This window comes from Microlunatus elymi, assembly GCF_007362775.1.
GTDB classification, from domain to species: domain Bacteria; phylum Actinomycetota; class Actinomycetes; order Propionibacteriales; family Propionibacteriaceae; genus Microlunatus; species Microlunatus elymi.
Genome location: NZ_CP041692.1, coordinates 4,205,231 through 4,220,216, shown reverse-complemented (window position 1 = coordinate 4,220,216; position 14,986 = coordinate 4,205,231). Strand labels below are relative to the sequence as shown.

At 67.0% G+C, this 14,986-nt stretch carries 11 protein-coding genes; 10 read left to right on the top strand and 1 reads right to left on the bottom strand.

Annotated features, from left to right (window positions below):
- Positions 1-14 precede the first annotated feature (14 nt).
- The 8 genes from FOE78_RS19045 to FOE78_RS19010 all read left to right on the top strand — a co-directional run bounded on the left by FOE78_RS19045 (position 15) and on the right by FOE78_RS19010 (position 9,791).
- On the top strand, positions 15-404 hold the full coding sequence (locus FOE78_RS19045; protein WP_143987685.1) for a nuclear transport factor 2 family protein: 390 nt from the start codon (positions 15-17) through the stop codon (positions 402-404).
- 20 nt (positions 405-424) lie between these two features.
- Positions 425-1,024, top strand: coding sequence for a dihydrofolate reductase family protein (locus FOE78_RS19040; protein WP_143987684.1), 600 nt, complete (start codon positions 425-427; stop codon positions 1,022-1,024).
- A 221-nt stretch (positions 1,025-1,245) separates the two neighbouring features.
- Entirely contained in the window at positions 1,246-1,491 is a 246-nt protein-coding gene (locus FOE78_RS19035; protein ID WP_143987683.1) for an addiction module protein, read from the top strand.
- Positions 1,473-1,826, top strand: a complete 354-nt coding sequence (locus FOE78_RS19030; RefSeq protein WP_143987682.1) for a type II toxin-antitoxin system RelE/ParE family toxin — start codon at positions 1,473-1,475, stop codon at positions 1,824-1,826. Before FOE78_RS19035 ends, FOE78_RS19030 begins: the two co-directional genes overlap by 19 nt.
- Before the next feature lie 288 nt (positions 1,827-2,114).
- Complete coding sequence (locus FOE78_RS19025; protein ID WP_266094986.1) at positions 2,115-3,383, top strand: phosphoribosylaminoimidazolesuccinocarboxamide synthase; 1,269 nt, start codon at positions 2,115-2,117, stop codon at positions 3,381-3,383.
- A gap of 169 nt (positions 3,384-3,552) precedes the next feature.
- Positions 3,553-4,161: a hypothetical protein gene (locus FOE78_RS19020; protein WP_143987680.1), complete on the top strand. Its 609-nt coding sequence runs from the start codon at positions 3,553-3,555 to the stop codon at positions 4,159-4,161.
- 769 nt (positions 4,162-4,930) lie between these two features.
- Positions 4,931-7,918 carry a bifunctional [glutamine synthetase] adenylyltransferase/[glutamine synthetase]-adenylyl-L-tyrosine phosphorylase gene (locus FOE78_RS19015; RefSeq protein ID WP_143987679.1) on the top strand — a complete coding sequence of 996 codons (2,988 nt, stop codon included), beginning with the start codon at positions 4,931-4,933 and terminating at the stop codon, positions 7,916-7,918.
- A gap of 1 nt (position 7,919) precedes the next feature.
- On the top strand, positions 7,920-9,791 hold the full coding sequence (locus FOE78_RS19010; RefSeq protein ID WP_143987678.1) for a glycoside hydrolase family 15 protein: 1,872 nt from the start codon (positions 7,920-7,922) through the stop codon (positions 9,789-9,791).
- Here the strand turns inward: FOE78_RS19010 and mshA are convergent.
- Entirely contained in the window at positions 9,761-10,987 is a 1,227-nt protein-coding gene (mshA, locus tag FOE78_RS19005; protein ID WP_228265892.1) for a D-inositol-3-phosphate glycosyltransferase, read from the bottom strand. The two genes, FOE78_RS19010 and mshA, sit on opposite strands and share 31 nt — an antisense overlap.
- A 53-nt stretch (positions 10,988-11,040) precedes the next feature.
- Here mshA and FOE78_RS19000 point away from each other — a divergent pair, with 53 nt between their 5' ends.
- Both FOE78_RS19000 and FOE78_RS18995 read left to right on the top strand, forming a co-directional pair.
- Complete coding sequence (locus FOE78_RS19000; protein ID WP_143987676.1) at positions 11,041-12,474, top strand: succinic semialdehyde dehydrogenase; 1,434 nt, start codon at positions 11,041-11,043, stop codon at positions 12,472-12,474.
- Positions 12,475-12,592: 118 nt separating this feature from the next.
- Positions 12,593-14,986, top strand: a complete 2,394-nt coding sequence (locus FOE78_RS18995; protein ID WP_143987675.1) for a transglycosylase domain-containing protein — start codon at positions 12,593-12,595, stop codon at positions 14,984-14,986.

Below are 14,986 nucleotides of genomic sequence, written 5' to 3'. Positions count from 1 at the left end.
TGAAGGGTTGAACCATGTCAGGTCCAGACACTGGGGCGGTCATCAGCCGCTTCAATCAAGCATTTGTCGATCACGATCCCGCCTTGCTCGCCGATCTGGTGGGCGCCGACTGTGTGATGGAGAGTGTGCAGCCGGCGCCGGATGGCGGCCGGTACGAAGGCCGCGATGCCTGCCTCGCGTTCTGGCAGGCGCTGGCCAGTGATCGGACAACGCAGTTCGAACCCGAACGGATCGATGCCGGTGAGGGCCACGGCACGATTCTGTGGCGATACCGATTCGGCACCGGCGAGGGTGATTATGTGCGCGGTGTCAATGTGATGCGCGTCGCCGACGGCGTGGTCGTCGAAGCGCTGGGGTACAGCAAGACGCCCGGCGAGCAACCAATTCCCTTGGCTGCACAGTGAGATCGGATTCGAGGACGACCATGCGTAAGCTCACCGTCTCCATCAACAGCACCGTCAATGGAGTTGTCACTGGCCCGCCGACAGGCGACGAGACGGAGTGGAAGTGGGGAAGTGCCCCCGTTGCCGAGTCGCTCGAGGCGTTCTTGGCGTCGTTGGCCGACGTCGATGCCATCCTTGTGGGACGCGCCACCTATGAGGACCTGGTCCGGAAATGGCCGAACTTCAAACAATCCGGGCAGGCCGATACAACCTCCCGTCTTGCCGAGAAGATCAACACCACCAGGAAGATCATCGTCAGTGGCGAACCGTTGGCGGATCTGGCCTGGGGCAGGTTCGAACCGGTGACCCAGCTCACCGGCGACGACCTCCAGACGCAGATCAAGAGACTGAAGAGGTCGGCCGGCGGCGAGATCATGACCTTCGGCAGCCCGACCCTGGTTCAGTCCCTGATCAACGCCAAGCTGGTTGACGAATTCCAGCTGATCATCCACCCGACCGTCGTGCACGAGGGTAGGCGACTGTTCGACAACCTGGTCGGGCGTACGCACCTGCAGTTGATCGGCGTCAACACTTTCGACAACGGCGCCATGCGAGTCACCTACGCCGTGAAACGCCGCTGATCGGTGGCGGCCTGGGACTGCCGCCCGCGATTCCTCCCGAGCCCAGAAGTTGAGCCGCCCAGTGATCGCCCCGACGGCGTCAGCGTGGACCTGAACAAAGTGAGTGCCCGGGTCGGGATCCCATGCGGGACGGCCGCTGCCTGAATGCGGTCTGGTGGTGGTGACATTGGCTGACATCTTCGGGGCAGTTGCCCGTCAGGTCGTCGTCGTAGAATGACTCCATGTCGTTGAGCGCATCGGAGTTCTACGAGGCAGGGATGTCGCTGCCTCCTGCGGTGCGTAAGGATGTCGCGTTGCGACTGCTGGAGTCGGTCGAACCTGATGCGGTGGCTGACCGTGCAGCAGAGGAGTGGCTTCAATCCGAGGCTGCGGCGGCCTACGACCGGTTGAAGGCTGATCCGTCACGCGCGATCCCGGCTGAGGATGTCCGGGCGCACTTCGAAGCGAAGTGGGCCGCCCGTTCATGACGGGCCGGGTCCACTACACGCCGGAGGCTTTGCAACAACTGGATGAGCTTGATCAGTGGATCACTGAGAACGGGTCCGCTGCTGTGGCCCGCAGCTTCGTTTCGGCGGTCATGGATCATTGCGAAAGCATCCCGATGTTCCCACGAGCCGGTCGGATCCGACCCGACGTCCGCGCCGGGATACACACGACGACCTTCCGGAAGCGGACGACGATCGCCTACGAGGTCGATGACTCTTCGGGCAAGGTCGTGATCAATATCCTCGGCGTGTTTCACGGAGGACAAGACTGGGAAAACTGGCTCCGATCCGATTCGGCCGAGACGGACGGCGTCTAACCGCTCTCCGCCCGCTCACGGACCGGCTGTCGAACTGCCCGGTGAAGGGACCCCGCCGCGTGATCACCGGGTACCAGACAAGGTCACCGGCGTGCCCGAATCGGGATCCGTTGCGGGGCAGGCGATCGCGTTCGGGAGCAAGCGGCTACGACCGAGATCGACTGGCTGTGGCGGGTCGCAAAGTTGACTCTCGGGCGGCCGAGGGTGGGACGGTAGCGGTTGTGGCCCCCTGGCGAATGTATTGGAATCGGCGCGTTCGCGCACTTGTCGGGACTGACGGTTGAGACGTTGCGGCACTACCACCAGGTCGGGCTGCTCGTGCCGGCTGAAGTTGATGATCGGACCGGCTACCGCCGGTACCGGCTGCGGCAGCTGCCGCGGGCACGCACGCTGGCTGTCTTGCGGGACGTCGGGATGCCGCTGGAGGAGGTCGCCGCCATCGTCGACTCCACCGATCGAGCGATCCGGCGGGCGCGGCTGATCGAGCACCGTCGACGTTTGAGTCAGGCAGCCCGTCGGGCAGCTGCACAGGTGGACGCAATGGACCGGATGATCGAAAGAGAGGATGCCGTGGAGTCATCGCTGCGGGTCGATGAGGGAGCGCCGATGCTGACCGGTGAGAGGTTCGCGAGGGAACTGCGCGGCACGCTCGACCGGACCGAGTTCGGCCACATTGGTGTCCGCCACGAGGGAAAGGTTCGTGACAGCTACGTCGACGGCGATGTTCGCACCATCGTGACCACCGACAGATTGTCGGCGTTCGACCGGCACGTGGGGACGATCCCGTTCAAGGGGCAGATCCTGAACGCGATCGCCAACTACTGGTTCGACGCCACCGCCGATATCGTCTCCAATCACCTCCTCGAGGTCCCCGACCCCAATGTCTGGCGGGTCCGTGAGTGCACTCCGATACCGCTGGAGTTCGTCGTCCGGGGCTACATCACGGGCGTCACGAAGACTTCGTTGTGGGTCAATTACGAGGCGGGTGCGCGCAACATTGCGGGCAACCCACTGCCGGACGGCCTTCGTAAGGACGAGCGGTTGCCGGCCCCGATGCTGACCCCGTCGACGAAGCTTGAGCTGCGTGATCGCAACCTCAGCCGCGCCGACGCGATCGCTGCCGGTCTGGTGACTGCGGACCTGTTCGATCGTTGCGCCGATATTTGCTTCCGGCTGTTCGCCCGGGGAACAGAGATCGCCGCTCAACATGGATTGATCCTGGTTGACACCAAGTACGAGCTGGGATTGCTCGGTGACGAGATTGTGCTCATCGACGAGGTTCACACCCCCGACAGTTCGCGCTACTGGTATGCAGGCACCTACGACGAGCTGTTCCGAAACAGCGAGGACCAGCGAGCACTCGACAAGGAGCCATTGCGAGAGTGGCTGGTAGAGCAAGGGTTCCGCGGCGAAGGAGAACCACCCATCCTGACCGACGACGTCGGCATCGCGACAGCAACCCGCTACATCCTTCTCGCCGAGGAGCTGACCCAGCAGCCCTTCCAGGCCTCAGAACTCACCGCGACCGAGCGAGTGGCCAAAGTCCTTGGAGGATGACAGAGCCCACGCAGGCCTCGACATACGCCAAGTGCCCGGTCAAGGATCCTTCCGGCGCGGGGTGAAGATCATCGTCTGCAAGGGCGGTGCACGTTCTGCAGGAGGATGTCGGGTCGGCGTTGTGAGGGCTGGAACAGCACGGTCCCGTCCGGGCGGCATGATGACCTTCATGAGTGATCGAGAACATGCCGACCTTGGCGAGATCGATGTACAGCGCATCAACATTCGCGAACCGGACGGTCGTCTGCGATGCGTGATCGCCAGCGCCGACCGATTGCCGGGTCTGATCATGCGAGGGGAGGAGCATCCCCACCATCGGCCGTACGCCGGGATGGTGTTCTTCAACGATGAAGAGACCGAGAACGGCGGGCTGATCTTCAACGGCCAGGAGGGCAGCTCGGCTGGGAGTCTGACCTTCGATGGGTATGAGCAGGATCAGATCGTTCAGGTCCGTGGAGTGACCGAAGATGGGCGGCAGAGCGCCGGGCTGGTGGTGAACGATCGTCCGCTCGATCGGTCCCTTGTTGACGATTTGCCGGTGCTGGATCGGCTGCCCGACCTAACGCCGGAGCAGCAGGAAGAGGCAACCTCGCAGTTCCCTCCAGGACACTTCGGGTCGCGACGTTTGTTTGCCGGTACCGAGGAGGGCGACTCGGTTTTGAACTTGTGCGACGGGCAAGGACGTCCCAGGCTTCGGCTGCGCGTGGGTGAGGATGGTTCGGCTGGAGTCGAGTTCCTGGATGCGGCCGGTGAGATCGTGAAGCAGATCGCGCCCTGATGCGCCCGCCCGGGAACACCGCCCGGTGCCCGGTAGTCGATCCGTTGCGGGCACCCGAGGCGCGCTCGATCGAGCTGGGTGCCCGATGAAGCTGTCCGGTGATCGTCCCCCGCGAGGGACCTCTCTCGGACGCGGCTGGTGACGTCGATCTGCGAACGACTTCCGGGCGGACACCAACGTCCCGATGCACCTCGAGCCCGGGGACGTTGGCGGGTCCGGAAACCTGAATATGAGGCGCCAGATGGTCAGAATCACCGGCGGATTGCGATTTTCGCGATCTGGTGCCTCGATCTCAGGGATCGACGCCGGACAACGCGCGCACGAGGGGCATCGCGGGCCCTCGGACTGAGCCAAGGTCTTTGGCCCCTCCCGAGCAGTTCTCAAGCCGTCAAAACAGCCAAGGTGGAGAACGGGGCGAGACCCTCAGGCGGACGTCGGGTGAGAGGCACGGATCGACGTCAACTCAGGCACGGCTCACGGGAGCTACGCTCCCTGGTTCCGTGCCTGGTTCACGGATCCTCTGCGGACACCCGGACTGCCTCACCTCGGTGCCCGGTGATCCTGCCCGGAGCGGACATCAGCGGTCGATGGTTGGCGTCGTCCGGCCGGCGAGCGTCTTCTGCAACAGCAGTTTCGCGAAGCGGTGACTGACCGGGCCGAGCTTCGCTGCTGGCCACCCACTCCTGCATGACCTGGCCGACATCCAGGTTTCAGCAGACCGACGCCGTGCGGTGCTCGCCGCCCACCCGCCGCCCCCTAATATCGCGGTGTGGAGACGCTGCAGATCACTCAGGGGGCGCTGGCCAGACGCGGCTTCACCGATTCGGCAACCGCCGCCGCTCGGCTGGCGGGCTGGGGCAACGAACACCTGCCGCTGCTCGAGCTGGTCAGCGACTCCGCCGATCCTGATCATGGTCTGCTCGGCCTGGATCGGCTCGCCGACGAGCTGCCGGGGCTGCTGGATCGGCTTCTGATCGAGCCCGAGCTGGCCCGCCGGTTGATCTTGGTCCTGGGCGGCAGCTCGGCCCTGCAGCAACACCTGCTGGCGCATCCGCAACACCTCGACCGGCTGACCGGCGACGGCACCAGGACGCCGGCTGATCAACTGCGCGCCGAGATGCTGGCCGCGGTCGGCGCCCGACCCGAAGACCAGATTCCGGTGGCCAGCGAACCGCCGATCGACCAGCTCGGTGATCGGCTGCGGATCGGCTACCGCGGCGCGCTGCTGCGCATCGCCGCTCGTGATCTTGTCGCGCCGGAACCGATCGAACTGATGCCCCAGATCGCCGCCGAGCTGTCCGACCTGGCCGATGCGACGCTGGAGGCCGGCCTGGCGTTGGCCCGGCGGGTGATCGGCCCCGAACGCGCGGCTCGCTGCCGGCTGGCGGTGATCGGCTTGGGCAAGTGCGGTGCCCAGGAACTCAACTATGTCAGCGATGTGGACGTGTTGTACGTCGCCGAACCGGCCGACGAGTCGGTCGGCATCGACGAGGCGATCACCATCGCCACCCAACTCGCCGCCGAACTGTCCCGGATCTGCTCGGCCCACACCGCGGCCGGCACCATCTGGGAGTTGGACGCCGGGCTGCGACCCGAGGGCAAGGCCGGTCCGCTCGTACGCACCCTGGCCAGCCATCGCGGCTACTACCAGAAGTGGGCCAAGACCTGGGAATTCCAAGCCATGTTGAAGGCCCGGCCGGTGGCCGGTGATCGTGATCTTGGTACGGAGTTCGTGCAGATGATCACGCCGATGGTGTGGGAGGTGGCCGAGCGTGATCACTTCATCGCCGACGCCCGGGCGATGCGGATGCGGGTGATCGAACACATCCCGCAGAACATCGCCGACCGCGAGCTCAAGCTCGGTCCGGGCGGTCTGCGCGACGTCGAGTTCTCCGTCCAGCTGTTGCAGTTGGTGCACGGCCGAGCCGACGTCCGGCTGCGGTCGGCGTCAACCCTGGAGGCCCTGCAGGCGTTGATCGACTACGGCTACGTCGGCCGCGAGGACGGCAAGGGCTTCGGCCTGGCCTACCAATTCCTGCGCTCGTTGGAACATCGGATCCAGCTGAACCGGCTGCGTCGTACTCATGTGTTGCCGACGGCAGAAGATGATCTTCGGCGGATCGGACGCTCGCTGCATTACAGCAGCCCGGTGGACGGACTGTTGAGCACCTGGCGGTCGACCGCCAATCGGGTCCGGATGCTGCACCGGCGGCTGTTCTACTCACCGGTGCTGGACGCCGTGGCCAGCATCTCCTCGGCCGAGGTCCGGCTGACCACCGAGGCGGCCCAGGATCGCCTGCAGGGCTTGGGTTATGAGGATCCGAAGGCCGCGCTGCGGCACATCGAGGCGCTCTCCAACGGGGTCAGCCGGCGCGCGGAGATCCAGCGGCAGTTGCTGCCCGCGATGCTCGGCTGGTTCGCCGACGGGCCCAATCCTGATCATGGTCTGCTGGCCTTCCGGCAGACCTCCGACGCACTCGGCACCACCCCTTGGTATCTGCGGGCGCTGCGGGACGAGAGTGCGATGGCCGAGCGATTCGCCCGCATCCTCGCCTCCAGTCGGTACGCGGTCAGCCTGCTGCAGCGGGCACCGCAGAGCGTGCAGATGCTCGCCGATGATCATGAACTGATCCCGCGCAACTTCGAGAAGCTGCGAGCGGAGATGTCGGCGGCGGCCGGGCGGCAGAACAGCCCGACCGCTGCGGTGGAAGCGATCCGGGCGATCCGGCGCCGCGAACTCTTCCGGATCGCGGCCGGCGATCTGCTCGGACTCAGCGACGTGCTGCAGATCGGCGAGGCGCTGACCGATCTCGCCTCGGCGACCGTCCACACCGCGCTCGCGGTGGTCCGAGAGGCAGCCGGCGCCGATCCGGAGTCCACCATCTCGGTGATCGCGATGGGCCGCTGGGGCGGCCGGGAGCTGAGCTACGGCTCGGATGCCGATGCCATGTTCGTGTTGTCCGACCGCGCCGAATCCGACCGCGCCGAATCCGACCGGTCCGACGACCAGGCCAAGGTCGCGCCCGCGGTGATCACCGAGTTGCGCCGGCTGTTGTCGTTGCCCGGCGCCGATCCGGCGCTGGTGATCGACACCGACCTGCGACCCGAAGGCAAGGGCGGCCCGCTGATCCGGACGCTGGCCGCGTACCGCACCTACTACCAACGCTGGTCGTCGACCTGGGAGATGCAGGCGCTGATCCGGGCCGAGCCGTTGGCCGGTGATCTGGAACTCGGCCGGGAGCTGGTCGACGTCATCGACCCGCTGCGCTGGCCCGCCGACGGGCTGACCGCGACCCAGGTGACCGAGATCCGCCGGTTGAAGGCCCGGATGGAGGCCGAGCGGTTGCCTCGCGGCACCGATCCGTCCAAGCACCTCAAGCTCGGCCCCGGCGGCCTGACGGACGTGGAGTGGACGGTTCAGCTGTTGCAGTTGCAGCACGCCGGCACCGTGCCCGAGCTGCGGACCAGCCGGACCATCGAGGCGCTGGAGGTGGCCGCCCGGCACGGCCTGATCGGCGATCAGCAGGCACGATGGCTGCGGCAGGCGTGGCTGATGGCCAGCCGCATCCGCAACCAGATCATGCTGGTCCGCGGCAGGAGTTCGGACACCTTCCCGACCGATCCCCGGGAGCTGTCCGCGGTAGCCCAGCTGATGGGCCGGTCCGGCGGCGAAGGATCGCATCTGGTGGCCGAATATCAACGAATCGCGCGCCGGGCCCGCCGGGTCACCGACGCCGTCTTCTGGCAGGAGAGCTGACATGGACGCATGGGGCGACCACGACGATCATCGGGCGATCGAGGACTACGCGCTGATCGGTGACTGCCGCAGCGCGGCACTGGTCAACCGGACCGGCAGCATCGACTGGTTGTGCCTGCCCCGGTTCGATTCCCCGTCGGTGTTCGCCCGGATGCTCGGAACCGACGACCACGGCTACTGGCAGCTGGCGCCGACCGGCCGGATCCTCGAACTGACCCGCCGCTATCTGCCCGACACCTTCGTACTGGAAACCACCTACCGGACCGAGACCGGGGTGGTGCAGGTGGTCGATCTGATGTCGGCCGATCATCAGCCGACGGTGATCCGTCGGGTGCGCTGCATCGAGGGCACGGTGACGATGCGGCAGCAGCTGGTGATCAGGTTCAACTACGGCAAGGTGTTGCCGTGGGTACGGCGTGAGCACCAGGCCGGGGAGGCGATCCTGCTGGCGATCGCCGGCCCGTCGGCGCTGGTGATCCGCGGTGCGCACCTTCCTCGCGCCGACCGCAGCCATCACGGTCACCGGCATGCCGGAGAGTTCGAACTGACCGCCGGCCAAGGCACCGATCTGGTGTTGCAGTCCTACCGGTCCTACCAGCCGCGGCCCGAGCCGATCGACGTCGATCAGGCGATCGAGCAGACCACGATCTGGTGGCAGTACTGGGCCAGCCGGTGCGAGGTCAGTGGACCGTACGCCGAGCAGGTGCACCGTTCGCTGTTGGTGCTGCGGGCGCTGACCGAACGCGAGACCGGCGGCATCGTCGCCGCCGCGACCACCTCGCTGCCGGAGCGGTTCGGCGGCGAACGCAACTGGGACTACCGATTCTGCTGGCTGCGGGACGCATCCCTGACGCTGGAAGCCTTGCTGCAACACGGATACGCCGAGGAGGTCGAGCACTGGCGACTCTGGCTGCTGCGTGCGGTCGCCGGCGATCCGGAGGACGTCCAGATCATGTACGGGTTGGCCGGCGAACGCGAGCTGGAGGAGCGTGAGCTTGATCATCTTCCCGGCTACGCCGGCTCTCGACCGGTCCGGATCGGCAACGGTGCCGTGGATCAGTATCAGGGCGACGTGATGGGTGAGGTGATGGTCGCCCTGGACGCGGCCCGCCGGGCCGGCCTAGCTGATGATCATTTCAGCTGGCCGTTGCAGCGGGCCCTGCTGGATCGGGTGGAGGCGACCTGGCAACGCAAGGACAGCGGGATCTGGGAGGTCCGCGGCCAGTCGCAGTATTTCGTCCACTCCCGGGTGATGATCTGGGCCGCGCTGGACCGGGCGGTGAAGGCGGTCCGCGAGTTCGGGTTGGACGGCCCGGCGGATCGCTGGGAGCAGCTTCGTGATCAACTGCGCGAGGAGATCGAGACCAACGGCTTCGACGTCGAACGCAACACCTACACGCAGTACTACGGTTCCCGCGGCGTCGACGCCTCCCTGCTGCAACTGCCGCAGGTCGGCTTCTGCGAGCCGGACGATCCGCGGATGCTTGGCACCGTGGCGGCGATCGAGGACGAGTTGCTGGCCGACGGTCTGTTGTTGCGCTACCGCACCGATCTCGAAGTGGAGCAGGGATCGGGCGAGACGGTGGACGGGTTGACGCCGGGGGAGGCGCCGTTCCTGGCCTGCTCCTTCTGGTTGGTCGAGCAGTACGCGCGCAGCGGCCGCAAACAGGACGCGGAGAAGCTGATGGATCGGCTGTTGTCGTTCAGTAATGATCTTGGTCTGCTGTCGGAGGAGTACGACACCGCAGCCGACCGGCAGGCCGGCAACACACCGCAGGCCCTGTCGCATCTGGCGTTGGTCCGGGCTGCGGACGCGATCGAGGGCACCGGCGGCGTACGAGGTCAGTCGCGGCGGCGCAAGGCGCGCGAGTAGGCGGCCAGGCTGGCGGCCGCGGTGTTGTCCCAGCTGAAGCCGGCCGCGTGCAGGGCTCCGGCGGCACCCAGTTCGCGGGCGCGGGCCGGGCTGTCCAGCAGCGACTCCAGCGCGTCCGCCCAGCGGACCGGATCGTGGCCGTCCACCAGCAGCCCGGTCTCGCCGGCGCGGACTGCGTGCCGCAGGCCGCCGACATCGGTGGCCACCACCGGCCGTCCGCAGGCCTGCGCCTCCAACGCGACCAGGCCGAACGATTCGTTGTAGGACGGCACGCCGACCACGTCGGCAACGCAGTACCAGCGGAAGAGTTCGGCCCGAGGCGAGTGCGGCCGGACGATGATCTGATCGGTCAGACCGTGATCGGCGATGGCGTCCGGCAACGCGTCGGCCCAGGTGCTCTGCGGACCGCTCGGGCTGCCGATGATGATCAACCGAAGTTGATCACGAAGCTCCGGCCGGCGGCGCAGGATCTCGGCTACCGCGTCGATCAGCACATCCGGCGCCTTCAACGGCTGCAGCCGGCCGACGAACAAGATGATCTTGGCGTCGAGATCGACGTCGTACCGTTCTCGCGACTGGATCTGGTCGCAGGGATGGAAGATCTCAAGATCAACTCCGGGCGGCACGATCGCGAGTTGATCTTGGACGGCGTCGTAGTGCCGGATCAGCTCGTCCGCCTCGTCCTGCGTGTTGGCAGTCAGCACGGTGGCCCGGCGGACGATCTCGGACTCACCGTGTTCCCGCACGTCCGGCTCGGTCAGATGATCGTCGGCTCGGTTGAGGTTCTTCACCCGGGCCATCGTGTGCATGGTGTGCACCAGCGGCAGCTCGCGGGCCGAGGCCATGATCATCCCGGCCATCCCGGACAGCCAGTAATGCGAATGCACCAGGTCGTAGTCCCGCTCGCCCCAGCGCCGTGCCAGCTCGGCGGCGAAATCACCGGTCAGGCCGGGCAACTCCTCCTTGGCCACCTCCGCGGCCGGGCCGGCCGTCACCTGCAGCACGCTGACCTCGTCGCTGATCCGGATCCGCTCGGGCACGTCGGCATCCCGGCGGCGGGTGAACACGTCCACCTCGACACCGCGGGAGCCGAGCCGGTGCGCGAGCTCAGCCACGTACACGTTCAACCCGCCGGCATCCCCGACGCCGGGAGTGTCCAGGGGTGAGGTGTGCATGCTGATCATGGCGACTCTCACCCCGGTATTGTCCGTCCTCAGGTCCGGCGCCAGCCGACGGGTAGGTTCAGATCATGATCGAGACCGAAACGACGGCCGCCGCCGAGCGGGCGTTCACCGCGGCACGCCAGGCCCAGCCGGGCTGGGCGGCGACCGATCCGAAACGCCGGGCCGAACCGTTCCTGGCCCTGAGTGCGATGCTGCTGGATCGGCGCGAACAGGTCCTGGACGTGATCCAGCAGGAGACCGGCAAGGCCCGCGGACACGCCGCCGAGGAGCTGATGGACACGGTCGCCTCGATCCTCTTCTACGCCCGCAGGGCGCCCGGGTTGCTGCGGACCCGGCGCCGGCCCGGCGCGATGCCGATCCTGACCAAGACTCACGAGTACGCCCGGCCGCGCGGCGTGGTCGCCGTGATCACCCCGTGGAACTACCCGCTGGCCCTGGCCGCCGATGTGGTGCCGGCGCTGCTCGCCGGCAACACCGTCGTGCACAAGCCGGACACGAAGACGCCGCGGTCGTCGCTGTTGTTGCGCGACTACGCGATCGAGGCCGGGCTGCGGCCCGAGCTGTGGCAGACCGTGGTGGCCGACCCGGACGAGTTGGGCACCGCGCTGATCGACGGCGCCGACTTCGTCAGTTTCACCGGCTCCACCCGGGCCGGCCGCGAGATCGCCGAGCGCTGTGCGCAGCGGCTGATCGGCTGCAGCCTGGAGCTCGGCGGCAAGAACCCGATGATCGTGCTGGACGACGCCGACCTGGATCGGACCGTGACCGCGGCGTTGCGGGCCTGTTTCGGGAACGCCGGGCAACTATGCATCGGGATCGAACGGATCTACGTCGACCGCAGTGTGCAATCGGAGTTCCTGCGCCGGTTCGTGGCCGCGACCAAGGACCTGCGGCTCGGCCGCGGACTGGACTACACCGCCGACGTCGGCTCGCTGCAGTCGGCGGCCCAACTCGATCGGGTCACCGGCATGGTCGGACGGGCGGTCGCCGACGGCGCCCGGGTGGTGACCGGCGGCCGCGCCCGGCCGGACATCGGCCCGTACTTCTACGAGCCGACGATTCTCACCGGAGCCGCCCCGGACGCCGAGATCAGCACCGAGGAGGTGTTCGGCCCGGTGGTCACCGTGACCGGCTTCGGCAACGACGCCGAGGCGGTCCGGCTGGCCAATGACAGTGCGTACGGGCTGAACGCGGCGGTCTTCGGCGGCAACGTCGCCCGGGCCCGGTCGATCGCCGAACGGATCGAGGCCGGCATGGTCAACATCAACGAGGGGTACGCCTCCGGTTACGCCTCGGCGTCCCCGGTCGGCGGCCGCAAGCAGTCCGGACTGGGCCGGCGGCACGGCATCCCCGGACTGATGCAATACACCGAACCGCAGACCATCTCCAGCCAGCACCACCTGCTCGGCTTCGACCCGGTCGCCGGGCTCAGTCGCGAGCAGTTCGTCAACCTGGTCCTCGGCGGCCTGCGGGTGATGCGCAAGCTACGCATTCGCTGAGCAATAGCTCGGGCTCGATTTCGTCCCAGCGAAGGCGCTGCTCCATTTCGGCTGAGCAAAGGCTCAAGGCAGCGTGCTCACGATGACTACGTGAAGCAATTCACGTAACCTCGCCCCTATGCCCAGCGGACTGAAGCGAGTCGGCGCCGTCACCGGTGCCGGAGCTCTCTTCGTCGTCGTCAGCGCGCTCTGCGGGTTGCTGGTCGCCGGGCTCGCGATCCCGTTCGCGGCAGCGTCCGGCGTCGGCGCCCGGGCCGCGAACGACCAGTTGACCAAGATCCCGACCAACCTGACCACGCCGCCGCAGCCGCAGCGCAGCAAGGTGCTGGACGTCAACGGCAACATGCTCGCCTACTTCTACGACGAGAACCGGATCTACGTCCCGCTGAGCAAGATCGCGCCGGTGATGCGGTCGGCGCTGCTGTCCATCGAGGACCACCGGTTCTACCAGCACGGCGCGTTCGACCCGAAGGGCACCCTGCGCGCCTTCGTCACCAACCACGCCGCCGGCGGCACGGTCCAGGGCGGATCCAGCATCACCCAGCAGTACGTGAAGATGGTGCTGGTCAACGAGGCCACCCTGGCCGGCGACGAGCAGGCCGTGAAGGACGCCCAGGAGACCACGTACCAGCGCAAGATCACCGAGCTGCGATACGCGATCGCGTTGGAGCAGAAGCTGTCCAAGGACCAGATCCTGGAGCGCTACCTCAACCTGGCCTACTTCGGCGACGGTGCGTACGGGGTCGAGGCGGCGGCCCGGCACTACTTCGGCACCACCGCGGCCAAGCTGACCCTGCCGCAGGCGGCGATGCTGGCCGGGCTGGTGCAGAGCCCGGACTCCGACAACCCGGTGCAGCACCCCCAGGCCGGTCTGGATCGGCGTAATCAGGTGCTCAGCCGGATGGCCGAGCTGGGCGAGATCACACCGCAGCAGGCCCAGGCGACGATCAAGACCGGCTTCGACGCCAAGCAGGTGCAGCACGTCCGCAACGGCTGCATCGACACCCGTTACCCGTTCCTCTGCGACTACGTCCGCCGATCGCTGCTGAACGATCCGAGCCTGGGCGAGACGGTGCAGGATCGGGAGAAGACGATCGACCGCGGCGGTCTGACGGTGCAGACCGCGATCGATCCGAAGACCCAGGACATGGCCCAGCGCTCGGTCAGCAAGATGATCGGGGCGACCGATCCGCTGATCTCCACCATGGACATGATCCAGCCGGGCACCGGGCTGATCGTGGCGATGGCGCAGAGCCGGCCGGTGATGGGCAAGGACGCCAAGTTGGGCGAGACCTACTACAACTACTCGGTGCCGCAGTCGATGGGCGGTGGCCAGGGGTTCCAGGCCGGGTCGACCTTCAAGGCGTTCACCGCCGCGGCGGCGCTGCAGAAGGGCATCCCGATCGCGAAGAAGTTCGACGCGAAGAAGACGATGAACTTCGGCGGCGCCCACTTCGACTCGTGCGAACGGCGGACCTCGATCGCCGGCGACTGGAAGGTCAGCAACTCGACCGGCCGCAGCGGTGAGATGGACATGGCCAAGGCCGCTGCCTGGTCGGTGAACACGTACTTCGTCCAGCTCGAGTTGGCCACCGGGATGTGCGACGTGACCCGGATGGCGGCCGAGGTCGGCGCCCAGAGCAGTGTGCAGAGTGCGCCGATCACCTCCTACGACGACAAGCCCTCGTTCACCCTGGGCACCGTCGAGGTCAGCCCGCTGTCGATGGCCGAGGCGTACGCGACCTTCGCCTCCGGCGGCATCCACTGCGATCCGATCATCATTTCCAAGATCACCACCGCCGCCGGCAAGCAGATCGCGGCGCCGAGCGCGAACTGCAAACGGGTGATCTCCGCCGACGTCGCGGCCGCGGTGAACAAGCTGCTCACCGGGGTGGTCGACGGTGGTTCGGCACCGAGGGCCAGGCTTGATGATCATCGGCCGCAGGCAGGCAAGACCGGCACCATCGACAGCAACGCGGCGGTCTGGTTCGCCGGCTACACCCCCGAGATCGCCGGTGCGGCGATGATCTCCATCGACAGCACGATGGCGCCGTTCAACAAGGCGAAACCGGGCTATCGCAGCTCCGGGTTGAAGGGCTTCACGGTGCCGTCGACCCACACCTTCCTCAGCGGCTCGGGTGGCGGCGACGCCGGACCGGGCATCTGGAAACCGGCCGTGACCGCCTACCTGGCGGACAAGCCGGCCACCGCTTTCGCCGACGTGCCGGACGCGTACGTGCACGGCAAGCAGGTCGATTTCCCGGACCTGACCGGGCTGAAGACCGACGAGGCGATCAAGAAGCTGAAGGACTCCGGCCTGACCGTGACGCGGGAGGAGAAGGCGAGCGACAGCGTGCCCAAGGGCAAGCTGATCGGCTTCTCGCCGAGCAGCGGCAAGATCGCCCAGTACGGCACCGTGAAGGCCGTTTTCTCAACCGGGCCTGAGAAGAAGCCCGATGATCACACCAAGAAGCCCGCTGATCGGGCGAAGAAGCGTGATCAGCACCGGTGA